Origin of the sequence: Paraburkholderia sp. BR10954 (genome assembly GCF_040965775.1) — a bacterium.
GTDB classification, from domain to species: Bacteria; Pseudomonadota; Gammaproteobacteria; order Burkholderiales; family Burkholderiaceae; genus Paraburkholderia; species Paraburkholderia youngii.
Window position 1 is genome coordinate 1 of record NZ_JBFRCK010000057.1, and the last position, 20,801, is coordinate 20,801.

Below are 20,801 nucleotides of genomic sequence, written 5' to 3' on the forward strand. Positions count from 1 at the left end.
TGCATGCGTGCGCATGCCCCGCGCGGATCGCGCGGCAAACCGGTAATTCAGCGGGAAATTGCACGCGCAAGTCTCCTGAACGTAGCTTCGGTCGTCATGACGGGGCGCTTTTCAACAGCCTGCTAGGCGGTGACCGCATGAGATGTCGTGGTAACGCTCGGCGTGTAGCATTGTCGTAACCCTTGTCCTCGTGCAATGGGCAGAAAGTCTTCCGATGCGGCGTCGCGATCGCGAAGAGCCACGCATCGCAATGATGGTCTGACATTAGCCGGTCGTAGACGTACGTCGTGTAGGTGCGGAAGCGCAGATCAGCTGCTTCCTAGGCAGGCAGCGTGTTGTGCATTTTCGGCTTAGGTACACCAGTCAGTAGCGCGAAGGGATAGGGCACCAAGCCTTCGTTCGTCGCGGGCAGATGTAACAAGTCATCAGCGGCGCTCGAACGTCAGGTCTACCAGCCGGTGGCCAATGGTGCCGTCCATGGCGGCATGTTCGGTATATGGTCGAAGCCGACAAGAGAACCTCATTGTGTTTGCGCGCGCTGGGAAGCGCTACGCGGTGCCAGTCGTGCACAAACGCGAAAACGCACCAGGCTAAGGTCTTATATAGTACTTCATGGTCCACATGGAATTTTCTGGTTGCAATTGGCCTACGCTTTTTTCTATTGTGGCAGGCGCAATCACATACGCCTTGATGAACGTCAACCTGCGCGTCCGACGCTGTATTACTTCCGGCAAATGGGACTCCGGGCGCCGGCATTCGTGCCGGGTCCATTCGACACGAAGAACGTGCGTCAGGCTGAGATGCGCATCCAGCATCCACGCCGACACGACCCTCACTACGCCTGGGCTGGCCTCAACGTGCACCACGCGACCGCCGCTTCGCTCTTCGACGTCTCGTACCTTGACGCGACGCCCATACAGGGGATGTCAACGGTAATGGACTTCAACTTCTTGCCCGATATGGGCAGAATGATCGCGAACTTGCTATCGGCGTAACTGGTTGTTCGCCGGCTCGCTGCGAGCAGGCCAACGCGCTGCCGCCATCATGGGCCTGTTGCGCTCACCACAACTCAATGGGCACGAGCCGCACGCCCATCTGAAAGATGTCCTCACGTGACTGCCGACCCACAAGGCCAGCGATATCGCGGCATTACTACCGCATCGCTGGCGACCGACCGCGACCAGCCACTAGTTAATCCGTCAAGGCGGCTTGGCTAGCCGCTTACGAATGCTCGCATCCGACCTGGTGATTCCCTGATCGCATCGGATCGACGGACGATCAGCGCCTTATGCACGTAACCATTGCTGGCGAAGTGGCGGTCCAGACTGGGTGAATTTTAGCTCGATCAACAATAGGCGAAGATGCCGCTCTATTGGCCCCTGACGTGCCCGATGGCGTAGTAAATGTAGCGCCGATGCTTATCGACCGTCCGGGGCCTGTCGAGGTTGCCTGCGCGACCGAGTCGAGGCCATAGCGTGGGATTGCTGCCAAAGCTGGCGTCACTCGCATGAGTGACGCCGATTCCTCTGATGGTCAGCATTGCCGGCCGCGCTCCAACCGGTGTTGGGGCTGACGTTCATGATCGACGACAGTCTCGCTATGATGTAGCTGAACTAGGCCGCAATCGCGCCCGCTTTGCTGCCTGCGCCCGAAAGGCTAAGCGTGCTGATCCGCGGGCCGGACTCGATAACGAAGTTCGCTACTACCGACGCCGCGCGCGGACCGCAGTCAGGCCGATGAATCCGCTGTGGTTCCATCAACGTTCGCGCCACCGGGGTTGCCAGAAGTTGGGGTGAAGTGGCTCGTGACAGGCGGCAGCGGCAGGAATGGCTTAAGCGTGTTCCTGACGACTTCTAGGCAGACCGCGCAGAACGGTTTCCCGAGCGTACGCATTTGGCAGTTGTATTGTGGACGATACAATCCGCAATGGAAATACCCTGCGCCTGTGAATGCACCAACCGTAGCGGCCGGGGCAGGCGATGCTTGGGTATCGCATTGCGTACAATTAGCGTTGACGGTGGTCGGTAGCGCAGTGGCCGCAGCGATCAGTGCGCCCCATTTGATCGTCGCGCGGTCGGTGTTGGCGGTTATGTTGGGTTGTGCCGGCTCGGTTCCCGTATAGGTGTCGTGGCCAGTTTCACCGCTTGAACAACCGGCGTACGTCGAATATTCGTCGGCGAGGCCGAATGCCGTGTGCCCCATTTCGTGGATACCAATTTGCTCTGCGCCGTCTGCTTTCGAAAACACCGCGACCGGCCCGCCGGAACCGCCGTAGATGGTGCTGTTGATGACCACTACCGTCATGTTCGTCTGTGGCACCTGCGTGCGCGCGACGTTCAACGCTGTAGCGGCGTCGACGCTGAGCAGCCGCCGTATTTGCCCACCTTCGCAAAACGTCGCGTCGAAATAGGTGCGCGCCGTCGCGCCGGTACCGTTGCACACGCCCACGGGGTCGTACGCGCCGCTGTCGGTCGAGGAAACCTCGACGCGGTGTACGTTGACGGCCGACCACATCTCGTTGAACGGCGCGGTACCGGCGACAGCGTTTGCGAAGTTCCGTGCGTCGGTCGCATAGGTCGCCAGTTCGGCCCTCTGGTAGCCGTCGCCAAGGATCACAAGATTCCAACGCGATACATCAGGACCGTGGTCGATGATCTTGCTGACGCCGATGACGGCGCCATCTGTGGTAGTCATTTCAGGATGTCATCCAAACTGAATCGGGCGATTTCGCGCGCCGCACCCGTGCCAACCCGCGGGCCACCGCTGCGCGCTCGTTCGGCGCGGATCGTGCCGAATGGTGCGACCGGCGGGTGCTCTGTCGCCGACAGAACCAGTGTCGCCGCTTCCCAATAGGCCGGTACGAGAATTTCAAAAACGCCGCGCCGAAGAGCTGTAACGTGCGTTGGGGTCGCGCCGGGCGCATGCGCTTCGCGATACCGCGGCATTGGATCATGCTGGATCCGTCGGTATAACGGCCGGCCGTGGGGGTCGCGCAATTCGAACCAGAACCCCGCCTTGCCTTCGGAGCTGCACAGCTCATGCGAGGGTGGCAGGGTCATTTCGACCAGATGCTTTGAGGCGAGCGATAGCGCGTCGCCGTCGTAGGCAAAGATCAGGCGCAGGGTGCGGCGGTACGGTGGGCTAGGCATCGGCGAACATCGCAATCCGGCAGTGGTGCCACTATTTTCGAGAATGCGTCGAGCTGATCGACCAGCTCGGACGTTGCGGTTGTGCCCGGCGACCTCAATCTACTGCTGCTCGCTTGCGCCGGCGGGTCGACTGTACACCAAGGCCGACGTCCTCAAACGTCCATCGCTGCAATATTCCCAACACGTAGCTTGGCCGCATGTACTGCTCACCGATGACTGCCGCTGGCAGCGGTAGCATCATTTGGTTCTCGCATCTTGTTGCATAACGGGGATGTCGACAGCGAAGCCTCGTCGGGCTCATTGCGGCCAGCAAAACTAAGCCGCCGCTATGGCCACAACTACCCTCAGTAACGCGTGTCCGCATCCTTTACATCGATTATTCCAACGGAAAATGCTGACTGGTCGCCGGTGCAGGAACAGCAATCGCAAGGTCGTTGTTCAGCTCAATTGCATTAGAGTGTGTGACCTTTCGAGCATGTCGCCAAAAGGGCCAACATGAGAGCGATCAAGCTCGTCTGCGCATCCCTCTGCTGTCAGGGAGATGATAACGCCATTCGGACGCGCGATATCACTCGATATTGTTTAAGTATGCGTAAGGAAAGTTGATGGAGCCTTTGCGAGTATCGGCGTTTTTATTGCTGCGAGTATTGATTTCTGATCAATGTCAATCTGATTCAAATTCCTAAATGACAGCCGCACCATAGTGCACCATTCTGCTAGCCGGACGATGAAGAATCGATACATTTGTTGAACATAGACATGATGACGAAAACATTAAAAAAGATTCGCGTCTAGGGGCTCTTTTGATTGCGGTCGCGCTGAATGGTTGCGGTGGCTCGGACGGCGGTTCAGTCACCGCCCCGACCTACGCGTCAGTTGGTTCCAGCGTGGATGATGAACTAACGCCATACTACGTCCAGTCAATAACTTGGCATACCTGCGGATCTGACGATTTTCAAATTGTCAACAAAGACCTGCTGGGTCCGCTATCGACTAGGGCTAGTTGTACTACGGTAAAGGTGCCGTTGGATTACGACTATGCTTCCAAAGGTAGCGTCGGCATTGGCGTACTGCGAGTGACTGCCGGTAAGCCTGCAAACCGGCTTGGTGGCATATGGATGAATCCTGGTGGGCCCGGTGCGAGAGGGCTGGCTATGCCTTTGCGTGTGTCGACGCTATGGCTGCTTGGGAATTCGGCAAATCCTGTAGGTCAAAAGCTCTTGCAATTGTCGGATGCCTACGATCTGATCGGATTCGATCCACGCGGCGTCGGTTCAAGCGCCCAGTTGGTATGCAGTTCTAGCGCCCCGGCGAGAGCAATTTCTTTCACCGATAGGTCCCCCGCTGGAGTCAGGGCACAGATGACCGAAAGCCGCGACCTCGCATCCGCTTGTGGTGGCACGCCCCTCACGCCCTACATTAACACCGAATACACAGCTCGTGACATGGAGGTGATACGTGCGGCGCTTGGATACGACAAATTGAACTACTATGGTACGTCATATGGTACGGCTCTTGGGGCTCGCTATGCCAGCCTGTTTCCCGGTCGCACAGGTCGTCTGGTTCTCGATAGCGTCGTAGATATCACCCTTCCGTTTGCCGAGGTCGGCCCTCCGCAGGCTCCTGCATTTCAGCACACATTCGATGGCATCATTGCTCCTTATATCGCCGCACAAAACGAGCTTTTCGGCCTCGGTTCGAACGCGGACGATGTCAAAGAAATTACTAGGAACGGTCCCCCTTGGCTCACAAGTTGGCTTGGCCGAACCATAGTTGATTCACTGTATGCTCAATGGCAAATTGATTCTGTGGTAGAAAAGTTGGCAGTGGCCAAAAGAATAAAGACGGTTTTGGCAGAAAACCCGCAGATTTCCGCTAATGACCTTCATCGCGAGGTAGTCTCGCTGCCTTTCTTTCCGAGTTGGAACAGAGCCGTGGAAAATGCCACGCAAAAGATTGCCAGAGAGGCGGTCGCAAGATATGCCGAAGTAGTTTCCGGTAGCACAAGGTCCTTGGAGGACCCGGGGGCGGCCCAAGTGTCCGTGACCTGCAATGATGGAGCCTTGATCCACTCAAGCGAGGAGTACTGGGCAGATCTTGAAAATTCGCTCGCCATGTCTGCGCCGCTTGTGGGGGGCTTATATTCCGGTCAGCCCTGTCTTTACTGGCCGTTCAGCACGCGCAGGCTACCGTCGTTCGACAGTGCCGCGACGCTACCTATTCTCATGCTGCAGGATGAGAACGATGGTCCAACCCCTCTGCCTGGAGCGCGCGCCACTGCAGCCACATTGAAAAATTCAAGACTTGTAATTCAGGAGACGACGTACGACCATGGTGCATTCTTTTCTGGCAGCGAATGCATTGGCGGCTATTTCGCAGACTATCTGCTTGAGGGCGCCTTGCCGGAGAAGGGCGCCACGTGTGCAGGAAATGGACTGAACACCTCGAAGAAAACTATCAATATCAACAAAAAGCTCGCCGCTAACGCTGTAACAGAAGAGTACCGGACTAACATGTACACCGATCGCCTCGAAGCAGAAAAGGTTCTGCAGGACCTCCGAGAAATGATGAGATAGTTCGTCAATGCATTCTTGGATGTAGAGGATTTCATCGCCATGGAGAATTAAAGACAGCTATTGGAAGCGGTTGCATGCGGCCAACTGTTATGCGGTGCGTGATGCTTTTCGCCAAATCCCTCGCACCGGCACGGACAGTCCAAGTATCAACGGGCAGTCGAAGCTGAATTGGAGACCACGCTGCCTCAGCCGAACCCTAACATAAAAGTGCGCCGCGCAATTGATGGCGCCCCCGGAGAATGATCGATGTGACGCGATTTTAAATGCGATCGGTGGCGCAGGCGCGCTGCCGCGAGAGTCGAGTTGGGCCGCGTAATGAGGTCCGCACCGTCTCGATCCGCTCAATAAGATCCCCGTGGCATGCTGCACGCGTCGATAGTCCGACTCTCCGGGGAGATTATTTCACCCTGAGCAAGTTGTCGGCACCGGAAAGGCTGGTGATCCATGTCATTCTCATTGCGGAGCGTCCTTATACGGCTCATGGGCACCGCAGGCATCGGCCATTGTGCCCTGTCCCTAACAGGAGCGTCCCTTCTGCGTTCGGAGTTCGACGTGCTCGGCCAGAAGCTGTATCTTTCGTCTGTGCTAGATCTGTACAACGGCGAGATTATGGCCTATCAGATGAACACGCGCCCTCTGTTTGAACTGGCTCGCGGCGCACTAAGTTCGCGATTAAACAGGTTCGGCGCAATACGCCCGGCTTCGGCGCGCCATGAGCGGTATTTCTTCACGCGCACCGGCGACTTCAGCTTCAGCTACACCATCAGACGTCGCACCGTCTTGCGTGTCACCCTCTGGCCTGCCAGCCGGATCGCTTCCGCGATGCGCCGGTAGCCATCGCGGTCCTTGTCCCGTTCGCCACCGTCAAGCACTTTCGACTGATAGTAGACCGTACTGCGCGCCAGCTCCGCCGCCTTGAGCAGCGCGGGTAGCCGGTGATGCTGTCGCAGTTGCAGCACTATTTGCGTTTTATCTCTTGCGCCGCCCGCTTCTTCGCCTGAAGAAGGGTCGAGATTTTTTAGGTACACCACGCCCCGCGCGCAGATGCTCATTTTCCTTGAGCAACTGATCACGGGTGCGCTCATGCGGCGCATTTTCTTCGGCTGCCCTTTCGTGATCTGGGCGGAGCATGCAAGGACCCACTCATGGACCGGGGGCGACAGTTCTTTCTTCCTAAGGTAGTCTGGACAGACATCCTGGACGGCTCCCTGCCCAACGCGATGAAAGGGATCACTCGGCAGTGACCGTGAACTTCTTGGACGCAAAGCTCAGGTTGCCGCGCGAAGAGGTGATTTCGAACCCGTACTGCAGGTCACCGATTTCAAGATCATCATCAAAATAGTTGAGCGAGCGCAGATATTTCATAAACGCCAGCACATCGATCGCAGCGTTGTCAGTCTTCGTCGTGCGGACGAACGTGTAGACGATGTTGCTGCGGTTGGTGCCCACGTACACGTTCCAACTTCCGTTGGACAGCGATACATTTCGGTGAAGTGGAATTGCGCATCCGGCTTGTGTCCAGTTGTAGGAGATGGGCTTGACATTGCCGCAACCTTCCGCAGTTCCGGTGTAGTTCAGCCATATCATGATTTCATGCGCCGTACCACCGACCCAGATATCAAACGTTGACTCCCAAGCGCCGCCAGAAGGCGTAGTAGCCGAGACGGCGGCGGAAAGCGAGTTCAGTGAGCCGATGGTCTTCTTGACTTGGTATCCGATGTGCGGATAGGACTTGATGCCACTGGTGTTGGGTTGATCTGAAGTAACACCCCAGTCGAGCTCGCTGTCACCCCCGAGCTTGCTGTTAGCCCATATTGTCTGGGGACCCGCGGTGACATTACTGCAGGGTGACCACACGTCGTTGCTGATCGTGTACCTACCGTACATCCGAGAAGCGAAGAGGTTTTCCGCAGAGCAGGATGAGGTTTCGGGGGAAGTAGCAGACCACGTCTGGGCCTGCGCACCGGCAGTCCAAAGCATCAGCGCGGCGCTGGCAGTGGCGGCACGGGTCGCGCGGATCAAGATTCGAGGCATGGTCTTTTGATCTCCTGTCAGGTGTGAGGGTTGGTCGGCATCGGTGAAGGTCAGCGGCTTGGGCAACCTTCCGATCGAGAGAGAAACCGTGCGTGGGGCGACGTACTCTTAGACTGGGGCGGGTTCATCTCGTCGGTGGGTGCTCATGTCAGGAATTTCCATAGCACTGCCGAGAGAGCGCATGTACACCGAACGTCCTTGAACAAGGGCATAAAATATTGCGCCGTTAGGCCGCACGAGACGGCCAAGTGATACCGATCTCAGCGTTACCGCTATAGTTCGATGACCCGCGATTCGCCTTCACCGTCGATGGTTTCAGGCGACGTTGCATTGGCAAACGTGTTGTCTACCAGTGCCGCTCAATTCAAGCGAATGCCCCGCCCAATCCTCGTCAACTCTCCTGCGTTATGCGGTCAGATTTGGCTTTGGACCAGCGATTTTGTTCAAACGGAAACATAAAGTAGTCGCGCACGGTGAGGGGCTCGGGTTGATTGCGAAGGCCCACTTCGGGCCATTCGTCCCGTTTCGGCCAGTATGCCGTGCTGAAGATCGTGTCCCAGATGGTCGTAAAGAACCCGTAGTTCCGGTGCCGGTGATGCGGCTGAGTTGAGTGATGAATTCGGTGGAACTGACCGTCTCCGATGATATATCGCAGAGGCCCAAGGTTGATGCGCGTGCTGGAGTGTGAGAGGTGCGCCTGAAAGGTAATGAGGGTCATGGCAGCAGCCGGCACCACGCCAGACTCGAAGTGGATCAGCGCGAGCGGTAATGCTACAAACAAGGCGTAGATAACCGGCTCGGAAATGTGATGATTGCAATTCCACGCTGTCAGTTCGCGAATCGAGTGATGTGTAGCGTGCAAGCGCCAGAGGAATGGCACGGCGTGCTGTGCACGATGCATCCAGTAGTAAAAGAAGTCACCGGCAATTGCGACCAAAACGCCTGAAAGGATGGCGAAAGCCGTCTTGATAACTGCGTTGTCAGAGTGAAGCACTGTTGAAATATTGACCGTCAGGAGCGGCTTGACGCCTAACCATTGCAAGCCCACAGCGTACAAGTGCCAGATTAGCGCGCCGCATCCAATCCGAATCGCCCAGTTCCGTGCGCCGCGAAGGTACGATGCAACGCTGTATCGATAAGCCGGAAAGGCGATCTCAAGAGCTGCACATAACGTGGCAAAAATCGCAAGCAGTTTGAACGATTGGACGGCGAACTGGACCATCTGGTGGATATCGACAGCATTCATTGTTTGCTCCGGTGAGCCGATCGAATACGGAGATCTCGGGTCGAAAAGCTGCTTGTCAAAATGGCCAGCTTCTTCATGGGTGTCATGCAGTTACGTGACATAAGGAGGACACCAATGTAGTAACTCGGGGTGCCAATCGATATCCGTGGCGATGGGCATTGCAGGCCACAAGGTCGTGCAAAGTGTCTATTGAGGGTGCCCTAACGGACTGCCCGGTGCGCGATGCCGCCGACCGTCTGCGCTTCGGGTGACTGTGCCGTGGCGGCATCATCACTATCCGCCATTTTCTGAAATCGCGAAAATCAATTGTTTGGATAAGACGCATTCGCTTCACAAATGACTTTCTCAATACGGACTCAAGGGATGGTCGAAGGCATATGCACTGCACTCAAACTGCAGCGCGGTCGCGACGTGACAGTAACCGAAGGCCGGTGCCGTCGGCACGGCGCCCTAAGGTAAGTGAATCCACGACATGATGACGTGCGCCGTGTGGAGCGGCCAGCGCAACTATTGTCGTTGCCGTTAGGACTGCAAGCTCGATAAGACGACTTATGCGGGGCGGCGCGTTTCATGCATGGGTAAAATGGGGCGCGCATGGCCATGCGGGACCGCAACTGAGATGTTTGTAGCGCCTGCGGATCGCTGCCAGAAAGGCTATCGAAGGTAGATTGAAAGTTCTAAAGTAATCATGGGGACGCCCACGATGCGCGGACATACAAAGACCAAATCGGCGTTGACCTGCGGTTCACACACCCAGTACTACTTTTTTTTGGGGACTCGTCCTGAAACATGAGCCCAATTCGAGAGTTCCTCGGCCGGTTCCGGCAGGCCATCATAAGGGGGGGGGCCCTATGTAGTTCGTCAAGCGTTAGGGGCTGACTTGGGTTTGTAAAAGGTGCCATCGCGCAGCATGGCGAACAGGACATCACAGCGTCGTCGTGCCAGCGCGATGAGTGCCTGGTTATGTCACTTGCCCTGCTGGACCTTGCGTGCGTAATACGCTCGCGAAACGGAGTCTCGCAAGGCCGCGAAGGCGGATAGGAACAAGGCGCGCTTGAGTGCCTTGTTGCTGCGCCTGGGCTGATGCGGGCCACGGATAGATGAGCCTGAGCGCCGGGTAACTGGTGCGAGGCCAGCGTAGGCCGCCAGGTGACCTGCCGAAGCGAAGGCTTTGCGCGACCTCGGTGAGGAGTCTAGCGGCGGTCCTGACGCCGACTCCCGGCATGCTGGTCAGGACCGGCCAAAGAGGGTGAGCAAGCACCAGCCGCTCTACTTCGGCGGCGATTTCGTCGCGCTGCTTGCGTAAGGCGGCGAGCTGCTGAGCCAGGCGCGGCATGACGATGGTGGTGGCTTGCGTGCCGGGCACCGTCACGGCCTGTTCGCCCAGCGCTCGAACGATTTCGGCCGCCAATCCCTTGCCCATGCGTGGCGCGAGCTTGGTCAGGCGGTTGGCAAGCGTCTTCTCGCTGGTTGCTGCAAGCGCGGCTGGAGACGGGTAGCGCTGGAGTAGATCGCGCACGGCGGGATGCTCGAGGGGCGGTCCGAGAACGCGCTCAAGCGCGGGATGGATCTGGGTGAGCAGGCCGCGAATACCGTTACGGGTCTGGGTAATTTGAGCGGCGAGATCGTCGTCGAAGCCGCACAGCATGGTCAGTTCGCCGAGCGGTTCATCAGCTAACCGAAGCGAGCGCAGCGTATGCGGCATCGAACGGTGGCCTCGGCGATGAGGGCGCGCAGTTTGGCTTCGTCGTTGGGGAGCGCCTTGTTGTACAGGCGCTTGCCATTCCGAGCTAGTGCCACGGCGGGATGCTGGCCTTTACCGACGTCGACACCGATGAAGACATCGACGACGTCATGTTGTTGGAATTCTTGCATCGAACTTTGTGCAGATTGAACGAGTGGGCCTGCGACAACGGTGGCAAGTCTCGGCATCCACGTTACGGACGGCCTTGGAATATCCCAGCCGAGCCCCTACTAGCGATCACCAGCCCACCAGGCCCGGTGACAACACCCCACCGGATCATGACTACGACTGGGGGCGAGGGCGAGAATCATACCGGGCCTGGCTGGCCAAAGCCTCAATTATCGAGGCGGGAAGATAGTAACTGGGGGCTGCAACCGGCAAAATGGTTGGCAGTCGCTGTTACATGTGTGAGTTTGCAGACGAAAGCAAGGTCCCGCTCAAAGTCGTTTTGTGGCGTTCAAATTCTACATAGATGCCATCATTGCAACACGCAACATATCGGGAGGTGCTTTGGCCCACTTACGAAATTAGACGTCGTGAATTCGACATCTCCCACCGGTTCGACGAACTGCAACTTCGGGATCAGTTCCTCGAACAGGATGCGCATCTCCATGTTTGCGAGATGCTGGCCAAGACATACGTGAGCACCGGCTCCAAACGCAATGTGCCGATTCGACCTTCGGTCGATATCGAATACGAAAGGGTCGGGGAAAACTTCCTCATCGCGATTGGCCGAGCCGTAGCAGAGCATCAGCCAATCGCCCTTGCGGATCGTCCTGCCTCGCAAATTCGTGTCGGCTGCCGCCGTACGCATGAAATGACGCACTGGCGATGCGTAGCGGAGGCTCTCGTCGATGAATTGCGGAATGAGCGACGGGTCAGCCTTAAGCCGCGGCAGCAAATGGGGGAATTGACACAATGCCCACATCGCAACCGATATGGAAGACGAGACCGTGTCATGCCCAGCGGCGGCGATAATCACGTAGTAGCCGAGGCGGGTTGCCTCATCAATAGGCTGTCCATCGACAACCGCGTTGGCGAGCAAGGTGGCGATGTCGTTACGCGGGTTTTTTCGGCGATCTTCGGTCAGGCGATCGAAGTAACCCTTGAAGTCTGCTACAACGGACAGCAGCGCCTTGCCGATCGCACTTCCGGCGTCGCCCTGGCGAGTGATCTCGCGCTTGTATTCGGCATCCTCGCTTCCAAACATCTCCTGTGTGAGTCTCAACATACGGGGAGATTCTTCCTGCGGAACTCCGAGAATATCCATGATCACGTTCAGCGGATAGTGCAACGCGAAATCGTTCGCAAAGTCAATCACGGAGCCGCTCTGTTGCACAAGTTCTCCGATCATCAAATGTGCCAATGATCGGATGCGAGCCTCAAGTTTGAGGACGCTGTTCGGCATAAACCACGACTGTGTCAGTGCGCGCAACCTCTTGTGTTCGTCGCCGTCGACGTGGACGAGCGAACGGACGATGTTTGGACTACCGGTGGCCGCTATAACATGCGCGATAGATGCTTGCGGACGGCAGACGACGGAATAATCGCCGTTGCGAAACAGGGCATTGTTCCGGGAAATCATTGAGACGTCGGCGTGTTTTGTTACCACCCAGAATGGGTCATGCGCGTCCGCCATTGCTCGTCCGACTGGGTTGTTTGCACGCGCCCACGCGTATATCTCATGGAGCCCGTCGAGGTTTGTATAAGACTGCGGATCAACCAGACGGTTTGCTATGTCTTTCGGTAGGTCGTAATTTGTCATGCTCACGATATTGAAGAAGAATCGACATGTGGAATCGAGGCAAGCAACGTGTACGTATCCACTCATGGCTGGGATTTGGGGTCGACCGACGTTTGCGGGTCACTCGCCAGTTGGTGCGCATCGAAGCCGTCGCGTCGGAAAAAGAGGCGAACGGGCCGGGCGCAAGCGTGCGCTAGCCGGATGTTGTTCTTTCATACTATTCACGACTTTCGTCTTTCACCTTAATGCATGTCAACCTTTCTTGATCACGTGGCCATGCATTTAAGCCTCGAAGGTATCCCTTGTCCGACACAGCGCATGACAATGGCATTCGCGCACCAGGAGCAAGCTCCCCGCTTGTCGATGTCTTCGTGGCCAAGTGACAGAACCGGAAGGCCGTCGAACCGGTGCCCCTTTGCCCGGTACGGTGCCTCTCACGCTGCAATGATTCTCCAGCCCATTCTAATGAAGCCGTCGTTCATATCTATCACGGCAAGGGGTGAATATTGGTCAACACTATGGGTCGCGGGTTACGCTGAAGTTGTATTCATGAAACGAACGATTGCGACGAAATATCAATTTGCGGTTGAGGAGGGCGGCAGCACACATCCCGCACAACCGTGCCAATGACCTTCTTCGTCGAATGTCAGGCTTGCCAAAGATTGGCTGGCACTTTGACGCTATGACAAAAGTGGCTCATGACAGGAGGCAACTCTAAGTAAAAATCCTTTTCCGTATCCTTCAAACTGCCCGGATAACAGTCAGAGACGAAATCTTTCAACGGCGCCAGCGCCGGGCGGCTATTTGGGCGGGGCGTCCTCACTGAATTTGTTCCATCGCGTAGCCTATGCTGCCAGCAATTCATGACCGTGTTGGCTACTTATCTGATGTGAGAAAGGTATGACCTTGATCAAGGGTTGCCGTGCGCCAGTCTCGTACACTTGGGCTGCAGCGGGTCGAACCGTCTCGCTCGACCTACTGTGGGGACTTTAGACGACCCGTCAGAGTATAGACGACTCCGATGGGTCACTTTTTTTCTGTGTCCCCGCTGTCCTTGCCAGTCGCCCACCCGTTCGTTGGTCGGTCATTAGTTCCGAAATAGAACGCGCGGTGAACAATGACCCGATCCCCGATAGTGGTCGGGTAGCAACCCTTAATATTCGTTCCACGCAACGATCCGGACCATCTGTTTGACGGCTACCATTCGGCGGATTCCTCGCGGACTGGCGCAACACCTTTGGCGCTGCTTTCTGCATTGGCAAAGATTGGCGGCTGCTGGCAAGGTGAAATGCCACTAGCACATGGGCGGACCGTTGAAGGACCAGTATTGAGATCTCCCGTAGCCCACAATCACCGTGGGCTACGAGGTGTGCGAGGCGGGTTCCTGACCGATATGAGTCATCCAATGAATTAAGCATTGATGCGGTTAGGCCCGCAGTTGGCGCAATATGATGCGCTTTGCGTAGCCGTTCGCGCGTCGGACCCTGTCTGCGTCGAATAGAGCTAGACATGCGTAGGCAGGTCGGTCATTGAGGGCCAGCGGCATCAGTCGGACGATCGAAACAAACGAGCCGTTGGTTCCTCCCGAGCTACGACGCTACAGGATCAACGAACGCGGCCCATCCCACCGCATCTGCGTTGCCGAAAGCGCAACCACGAGGCGTGGAGCGACAAATTATCTCTGTCTGGGATTGATGCGGACCTTCGCTGCACTATGATCCGCAATCTGTCTTGGCAAACATGAAACGCGTGGGGTCTCGCGTTAATTCGCAACGTCGGTTATAGGGGGCCCGCGACCCTGACGTCCATTGCGCGCGCGCTGGCGACATATTGCTCGAGCGCCGAAGGTTGCCGCGGCATGAGGATAGGCAATTGGATTGCAGGATGCCGATGCGAGACGGGCTATTCGACAACGCGCGAATTAGTGACAAAGCTCGGTGTATCAAGTTAGGCAAAGGGGCCCTGTCCTCCTGCGTTAGCAGTTTGGCCGGCGCAACGATAAGCTCAACGGCGAAGGGGTAAGTCCGCCAGACGGAGCTATCGACGCCGTCCGGTGCAGTTGCGGATGGGCGCATATTTGGAAAGACACCAACGAGAAGCTGGCGTACGCACCGGGAGTTATCGCGGTGCAGCGGCATGGGAAATAAAAATGATCTGTCGCAGATGCGAGACGTTCAACTGGTACGGCAAGCTGGCGGGTGATGATCGTTGATCATGGAGCCTCGATCGGTCAACCCCCCAAACTTATGGAGGGCTCAACCACCATTCGAGATGTATGTCGATCACAGTGGTCAGATTCCTGAGCAGGTGCTGCCGTTCGATTGCTTCATTTCTTTAACGCAGATGTTGTCAGGAATTCTTGCCGGTGGTGAACAGTTCTTGTTCAGGCTGTCCCCGTTGGTTATCAATACACTGAATATGCCAGTGGCCGTTTGATGGAGCCCAACGTCCTTCTGTATACCGCAGCGCAGATCCGGAGTCGCCTTCGAAAAGTCTATAACGACAGTCGAGATTCAATCCTTCGAGAACATACGCGAGTGTGTTTTCGCTGGGCCCGCACACTAACGTGTTGCCGCAATCCACATGCAACGAGCCCCATTCGGGTAAGTCTAGTCCGGAATGAGCCTCGCGCGACCATTGCCGCTTTTCTGTGTCGAGCCAGAGGACTGCAAATGCCATCGGACGGCTAGTATTAAACATGTCGAGCTGGACGGTAAGACGCATGAAAATTCTCCGAACACATATTCTCCACGCCTAGTTGGCGTAGGAAGCGGCGAACCTCGCCGCGGATCACTCGCTGATTTCTCACTCCCACCGTATGCACATCGTTCGTCCGTGTGCTGCTATCAAAACGATCGCGACAGGGGCCGTCAATCTGACTGAGTATTGTACGCGTAAGAGCGCTGTGCCTGTACTAACCGTGTTTCGCGATTCATGGAGATCAGAGGTGGGGAACGGACTACCAGTGGCTGCCTCGAGCCAGGCATGCCCTAGAGCTGCTGAACATCTTGACAAATTGTCGCGGACGGTGCGCGCGAGCAACTGCGAGATGTAGCGTTGGTGCAGCCACGCTGCCACGTCACAATACGGGTTTAGTTTGCCGCAGCAACAGAGGGTGTGTCGTTGACCACGATCAACCGAAGGCCCCGCGCTGCGTTTGAAGTGTTGTCGGTTGGACATATGCCTGATGACAGGCGGCGGGGGGCAAATCTGTCGCAAACCGTCGCCGTGCCACACAGGACTAGCGCCAAGTTGCGTGTACTTCAATACGACCATGGCGGTTCGAGGAAGGTTGCCCGCAAGGAATATTGGATACGGATATACAACGACGGCGTTCGGATCTCGTCGCGGATGCTGTCATAGACATTTCACAAATTATCTCCGTGCAACGTGCCTTGTGTGAAGACGGCACAAACCAGTTCGCGCCGTCGTCATATCAGGTTCCTCAGTGGAACGACGGCAGTATTAAAGGTTATTAGGTATGCATAAGAAGAACTCATATTGGTGCGGTGGTTCCCTGTGGCATGATCAGTATCAGCTGCGGAGGAATGCGGATCACTCGAAGCGGGCCTGCGCAAGAGCTCCAGTCCGTCAATTGACATGAAGTCCAATGCGATGGGCTCGGCCGCATCGGTAACCAATTACTTTGATCTCTGATATCTGTGCGCGACGGGTGTCAGGTGGGGCATGGGCAGCGCTTTCGCGTCCTCAAATAACTGTTTCGACTATGGAGTGTGGACCTATGACCGCACGGCACCCATTTTTATTGACACCGGGGCCATTGGCGTTGGACGCCGAAGTAAAGGCTGAAATGCAGTTTGACATGGGTTCCCGTGACGTGAGTTTCAAGAAAATAACGGAGCGAGTAAGAGGCCTGATTGTAGATTTGCTGGACGCTCGGGGGGGTACTCGGCAGTACCCATACAGGGCGGCGGGTCTTACGGCGTAGAGGCGGCATTGGCTTCGTTCGTTGGGACATCAGACCGGCCGCTCGTATGCATTAATGGAAGCTACGGCGAGCGGATACTCAATCTGCTGCAGATCCGAGGCATTAATGCCGTCAGCATCGTTGCCCCGAGTGATCACTCCTTCCCCTGGCGAAAGTCGCTGCCTGCCTGGAAGAGGATCCGGGGATCACGCATCTTTGTTTTGTGCACTGTGAAACGACCACGGGAGTCGTGAATCCGCTCCGGCCAATGGTAGAGTTGGCAACGCGTCATGGTGTAAGAACCATTATCGACGCAATGAGTTCTTTCGGCGCTGTGGAAATCAGTGCCAGGGAGGTGCCGTTTGACGTCCTTGTGACCTCGAGTAACAAGTGCATCGAGGGTCCGCCGGGTGTGTCTTTTGTTGTTGCCTCGCTGCAAACGCTCCATAGCAAGTCCTCAGAGACCAACTCGTTCGTGTTGGACGTTCGGGACCAATGGCGTAACTTCGAACAGACTGGCGAGTGGCGTTCCACGCCACCGACGCATGTTGTTCAGGCGTGCGCAAAGGCGCTCGAAGAACTGGCTGTTGAAGGGGTGGTTCGCCGTGGGGAGCGATACGCCTCTGTCCGTGACGCAATCATCCGCGCAACTGCGCCATACGCCTCTGTCCGTGACGCAATCATCCGCGCAACTGCGCCATACGCCTCTCCATTGCTGGAACCGCGGCATCGATCGCCGGTATGCCTTGCACTGACGGCGCGCGATGTCGTTCAAACGCAAGAAGATCTCGACGCGCTGTACGCCCATCTCGTGGAGTACAACCTCTACATCTATACCAAGCTGCATCTTCCGACGCGCAGTTTCAGGATCGGGTGCATGGGATGTATTGATCCGTTGTGGATCCGCCTGCTGGGAACTGCGTTTGAAGACTTCTTTTCAGCTTCATTCGATGAATCCGCAAACCACCCGGGCCGCGGTATAACCGAGTTATGGAAAAAGGCCATTTGACATGTTAAGAAACAATGCGAACGCCAAAATGAACCGCGAGACCTCACTTCTACACGCCGGTTATCGTCATGACCCTGTCACCAAAGCGGTGACTGTACCGATTTATCAATCTACCGCCTATGAACTTGACGGCGATCTTGAAAAAATTGCCGACATCTACAACGTCCGAGACGATGGGTTCACGTATAGCAGGATCATCAACCCGACAACGCGCATCCTCGAGAAGCGATTCGCTGCAGTGGAGGGTGCGAGCGACGCCCTGGCGGTAGCCTCAGGGCAGTCCGCAACCTTTCTCGCTATCGCTAACCTGTGCAGCGGAACGCCAGGCGATAACGTTGTCGCATCGAAGTATCTATATGGCAATACGTGGAATCTGCTCTTCAATACATTCAAACGATTGGGTATCGAGGCACGATCTGCGGATCCAAGAGACGTAAATTCGTTCGAGCGCATGTTGGACGACAGGACGATTGCTATGTTTGGAGAGACGTTTTCCAATCCGTGCCTTGTCCCTTTGCCTGTTCCGGCGCTGGTGGAAATCGGTGAGCGGCGCGGGATTCCTGTTATTGTAGATAACACGACAACCCCTTTGATTTGCCGTCCGAAAGCTCTGGGCGCGGATATCTCCACGTATTCCGCGACAAAGTATCTGTGCGGCCACGGAACGACACTTGGTGGACTGATTGTCGATAACGGAAGCTTCGCGTTTGACGACGCAGGCCAGTTTCCGTTGTTCAACGACGGAGATGAAGCGCATGGCGACATGATCTGGAAAGAAGCTGTTCTGAAACTTGACGATCTTGGCGCCAGTCCCTATTTGCTTAAATCCCGGATGACTTGGCTTCGTGACACCGGCGCCGCGATCAGTCCCCTCGCCAGCTTTCAGCTGATACAAGGACTCGAAACCCTTCATCTTCGCATGCAGCGGCATTGCGAAAATGCCGTCGCGGTTGCGGAGTTCCTTAACGCCCATCCGAAGGTCGCACGTGTCTCATATCCATCGCTGTCTTCAGGATACGAACGTGAGCTTGTCGAGGGGTTAGTTGACGCACGCGTCGGCTACGGCGCAATGACTATGTTTGAACTGGGCGATGAAGCGGCAGGGCGAAGATTCATAACCAACATCGAGCTAATGTACCACGTGTCGAATGTCGGTGACGCGCGAACGTTGGTCACGCATCCCGTTTCGACAACGCACACAACGGTTCCCAAAGAAAAGCGCGAGGCCGCTGGCATTTTCGACGGATCGATTCGGCTTTGCGTTGGGATTGAGAACATTGATGATATCGTCGCCGATCTTCAACGCGGACTCGACGCTGTCTGACGTCGATCTTTCTGGGAGGGAGTTTGATCATGGAAATTTACGACGCTTGGCAATTGCGCGGCAAACGTTTCACCACTTCGCGATTCTCGCGCGACATTACGCGAGAGCTGGCCGAATTGAGGCCCGATAATTTGACGGGCGCACTCTACATTGTGAAGGACTATCTTGTCATTCTTGCGTGTGCGCTTATGCGACGATACGGATCTCGGGGTGGTTCTACCCGCTTGCAGTACTCGTAATCGGCGCGCAACAACGCGGACTGACCACTATCGCGCATGATGCCGCGCACCGGACGCTTGCCAGGAGCACCGGATGGAACTACGTGCTCGGCATCGTCTTCGCCGCATATCCTGTTTTTCAGCGGCACTGGGCTTATCGCTACTCGCATGTTCATCTGCACGATCCATATCTCGGCGACCCTGAAAGGGATCCTGACCTGAAGTTCTTTATATCATCGGGCGTGTATGATGTGCGCCCGCCACCTGAATACGCCTTTGCCATCGTCTGGAAAGCGATGTTTGGCGGAGCGACGGTACGCTATCTCAAGTAGCTATGGAGTGAGCGGTTTCTTATTTCTCGTGAGGGGAAAAAAGACATCGACAGGCGGGGTGCTGCCATCGACACCTATGGATTTGCGGTATTCTGGCTGATTGTCATTTTCGGCTTTGCCCTGACGCAATCGCTGGATTTGCTTGTGCTGTTCTGGCTTGTTCCATATCTAACCACGTTCCAAGCCTTGGGCTGGTTCATTGAACTCGCTGAGCATTCGCCAATGGGTGAGACCGAAACCGAAGATGTGTACTTGACGCGTAACCGCAAGGGGAATTTGATCGAGCGACTGCTGGTCGGCGCGAACCTTGATGAATATCATCTGGAACACCATCTTTCGCCAGGCGTGCCTTTCTGGCACCTGAAGCGGGCACAGAAGATCAGGTTGCGCGATCCGCGATATGCTGAGGTTGCAGATTCATGGGGAGGACTCTTCGCTAGTGGACCAAAAGGGCAGCCAAGTGTCATCAACCAGCTGCTCGAGCGGAACCGGCGGCTGTACGAGGCGCAGCGCGGACGGTTAGCAGGGGAGGGCGTGGTCAATGACTGATACACGTCGCCATCTGGGCTGCGCCGTCGTCGGGGTCACAGCCAATCGTCATCTTCACGACGGCGTTCACCGCGACTGGTTGCGGCGGCGCTATATCGAGGCGCTGACTAAACACGCGTCGGTCGAATGCGTCATCTTACCGACGATCGACCGCGATCTGCCTTGCGACGCGATTTTCCAAAGATTACGCGACCTGATGTGCCGTCTTGACGGCCTTGTTCTAACTGGCGACGAATCAGATCTCGATCCCGGGATCTTTGACAGGAACGGTGGCGCTTGGGCGCTTGCTGAAGACGACATTGTCGCCTGCAGGACGGATCGTCCGCGAGACAGGCTGTCGATGGTTGCGTTGATGGTGGCGGAAGAACTGGATATGCCAGTATTGGGAATCTGCCGCGGTTTGCAGGAGATGAACGTTTACCGTGGCGGCACATTGCACGAAGATCTGTCGTTGACACACAAGGGGATCTCGCATCGCGAAAACCCAGAGATTCCTCGCGACGAACAGTACCGTCCTGTCCATACGGTTAAGGTCGCTTCCGGCGGCTTGCTGTCGTCCGTTATCCAGGGCGACGAGCTATGCGTCAATTCGTTGCATAGGCAAGGCATCGCGGAGCTTGGAGAAGGAATCCGAGTAGAGGCAGTAGCGGGGGACGGTGTCGTAGAAGCTCTGTCATATAGGGATTCACGCACCTTTCAACTGGCGCTGCAGTGGCATCCAGAATGGCATGCTTCCAGCGATGTAATCAGCCAGAAGATTCTGGGCGCCTTCGGGAGAGCCTGTGAGGCATATAACGCAGCGGTCCACTGAGATGCGGAGATTAGAGCGTGTTAGGAACTTCGATTGAGACCTGGTATCCTGGCGGGATGAAAAGAACCGACCGCAAAGGGTATCCGACAGATGTGTCGGATGAGGAATGGAGTTTCGCGGCGCCGTATCTGACGCTG

The 20,801-nt window shown here is 56.3% G+C and carries 12 protein-coding genes and 4 pseudogenes; 8 read left to right on the forward strand and 8 right to left on the reverse strand.

The features are described from left to right. Positions 1-635 precede the first annotated feature (635 nt). A complete protein-coding gene (locus AB4Y34_RS37840; protein ID WP_368718916.1) occupies positions 636-995 on the forward strand; it encodes a hypothetical protein in 360 nt (119 codons plus the stop codon). Then, a pseudogene (locus tag AB4Y34_RS37845) lies at positions 988-1,191 on the forward strand (transposase domain-containing protein); the annotation flags it as partial. The gene AB4Y34_RS37840 and the pseudogene AB4Y34_RS37845, both read left to right, overlap by 8 nt. Before the next feature lie 537 nt (positions 1,192-1,728). On the opposite strand, the gene AB4Y34_RS37850 reads toward AB4Y34_RS37845, so the two are convergent. Both AB4Y34_RS37850 and AB4Y34_RS37855 read right to left on the reverse strand, forming a co-directional pair. Further along, positions 1,729-2,694 (reverse strand): M64 family metallopeptidase, encoded by a 966-nt coding sequence (locus AB4Y34_RS37850; RefSeq protein WP_368718917.1) that lies wholly within the window; start codon positions 2,692-2,694, stop codon positions 1,729-1,731. Continuing rightward, positions 2,691-3,149, reverse strand: a complete 459-nt coding sequence (locus AB4Y34_RS37855; RefSeq protein ID WP_176369699.1) for a hypothetical protein — start codon at positions 3,147-3,149, stop codon at positions 2,691-2,693. Before AB4Y34_RS37855 ends, AB4Y34_RS37850 begins: the two co-directional genes overlap by 4 nt. Before the next feature lie 1,154 nt (positions 3,150-4,303). On the opposite strand from AB4Y34_RS37855, the gene AB4Y34_RS37860 reads away from it, so the two are divergent. Beyond that, complete coding sequence (locus tag AB4Y34_RS37860; protein ID WP_368718922.1) at positions 4,304-5,725, forward strand: alpha/beta hydrolase; 1,422 nt, start codon at positions 4,304-4,306, stop codon at positions 5,723-5,725. A 755-nt stretch (positions 5,726-6,480) separates the two neighbouring features. On the opposite strand, the gene AB4Y34_RS37865 is transcribed toward AB4Y34_RS37860, so the two are convergent. The 6 genes and pseudogenes from AB4Y34_RS37865 to AB4Y34_RS37890 form a co-directional block, all read right to left on the reverse strand. After that, entirely contained in the window at positions 6,481-6,810 is a 330-nt protein-coding gene (locus AB4Y34_RS37865; protein ID WP_368718918.1) for a hypothetical protein, read from the reverse strand. Between the two features lie 145 nt (positions 6,811-6,955). Then, a complete protein-coding gene (locus tag AB4Y34_RS37870; RefSeq protein ID WP_255215295.1) occupies positions 6,956-7,825 on the reverse strand; it encodes a glycosyl hydrolase in 870 nt (289 codons plus the stop codon). Positions 7,826-8,150: 325 nt separating this feature from the next. After that, positions 8,151-9,005 carry a sterol desaturase family protein gene (locus AB4Y34_RS37875; protein WP_176369697.1) on the reverse strand — a complete coding sequence of 285 codons (855 nt, stop codon included), beginning with the start codon at positions 9,003-9,005 and terminating at the stop codon, positions 8,151-8,153. A gap of 861 nt (positions 9,006-9,866) precedes the next feature. Then, positions 9,867-10,880, reverse strand: a pseudogene (locus AB4Y34_RS37880) (IS110 family transposase). A gap of 347 nt (positions 10,881-11,227) precedes the next feature. After that, positions 11,228-12,520, reverse strand: a complete 1,293-nt coding sequence (locus AB4Y34_RS37885; RefSeq protein ID WP_368718919.1) for a cytochrome P450 — start codon at positions 12,518-12,520, stop codon at positions 11,228-11,230. A 2,322-nt stretch (positions 12,521-14,842) separates the two neighbouring features. Beyond that, a complete protein-coding gene (locus tag AB4Y34_RS37890; protein WP_176369695.1) occupies positions 14,843-15,217 on the reverse strand; it encodes a DUF3564 family protein in 375 nt (124 codons plus the stop codon). A 1,454-nt stretch (positions 15,218-16,671) separates the two neighbouring features. Between AB4Y34_RS37890 and AB4Y34_RS37895 the strand changes: the two genes are divergently transcribed. The 5 genes and pseudogenes from AB4Y34_RS37895 to AB4Y34_RS37915 form a co-directional block, all read left to right on the forward strand. Further along, positions 16,672-17,430, forward strand: a complete 759-nt coding sequence (locus AB4Y34_RS37895; protein WP_368718920.1) for an aminotransferase class V-fold PLP-dependent enzyme — start codon at positions 16,672-16,674, stop codon at positions 17,428-17,430. A 1-nt stretch (position 17,431) separates the two neighbouring features. Further along, a complete protein-coding gene (locus tag AB4Y34_RS37900; RefSeq protein ID WP_368718921.1) occupies positions 17,432-18,754 on the forward strand; it encodes an O-acetylhomoserine aminocarboxypropyltransferase/cysteine synthase family protein in 1,323 nt (440 codons plus the stop codon). 178 nt (positions 18,755-18,932) lie between these two features. Next, positions 18,933-19,853 (forward strand): annotated as a pseudogene (locus AB4Y34_RS37905) (fatty acid desaturase). Then, positions 19,846-20,664 (forward strand): gamma-glutamyl-gamma-aminobutyrate hydrolase family protein, encoded by an 819-nt coding sequence (locus AB4Y34_RS37910; RefSeq protein ID WP_176369694.1) that lies wholly within the window; start codon positions 19,846-19,848, stop codon positions 20,662-20,664. Before AB4Y34_RS37905 ends, AB4Y34_RS37910 begins: the two are co-directional and overlap by 8 nt. 56 nt (positions 20,665-20,720) lie before the next feature. Beyond that, positions 20,721-20,801: pseudogene (locus AB4Y34_RS37915) on the forward strand (IS5/IS1182 family transposase); the annotation flags it as partial.

What these genes read in the sequence shown, in the direction of transcription:
- AB4Y34_RS37850 (WP_368718917.1), bottom strand. Translation starts at nt 2,694, where the DNA reads ATGACTACCACAGATGGCGCCGTCATCGGCGTCAGCAAGATCATCGAC.
- AB4Y34_RS37855 (WP_176369699.1), bottom strand. Translation starts at nt 3,149, where the DNA reads ATGCCTAGCCCACCGTACCGCCGCACCCTGCGCCTGATCTTTGCCTAC.
- AB4Y34_RS37860 (WP_368718922.1), top strand. Translation starts at nt 4,304, where the DNA reads ATGCCTTTGCGTGTGTCGACGCTATGGCTGCTTGGGAATTCGGCAAAT.
- AB4Y34_RS37865 (WP_368718918.1), bottom strand. Translation starts at nt 6,810, where the DNA reads ATGAGCGCACCCGTGATCAGTTGCTCAAGGAAAATGAGCATCTGCGCG.
- AB4Y34_RS37875 (WP_176369697.1), bottom strand. Translation starts at nt 9,005, where the DNA reads ATGAATGCTGTCGATATCCACCAGATGGTCCAGTTCGCCGTCCAATCG.
- AB4Y34_RS37890 (WP_176369695.1), bottom strand. Translation starts at nt 15,217, where the DNA reads ATGCGTCTTACCGTCCAGCTCGACATGTTTAATACTAGCCGTCCGATG.
- AB4Y34_RS37900 (WP_368718921.1), top strand. Translation starts at nt 17,432, where the DNA reads ATGTTAAGAAACAATGCGAACGCCAAAATGAACCGCGAGACCTCACTT.
- AB4Y34_RS37910 (WP_176369694.1), top strand. Translation starts at nt 19,846, where the DNA reads ATGACTGATACACGTCGCCATCTGGGCTGCGCCGTCGTCGGGGTCACA.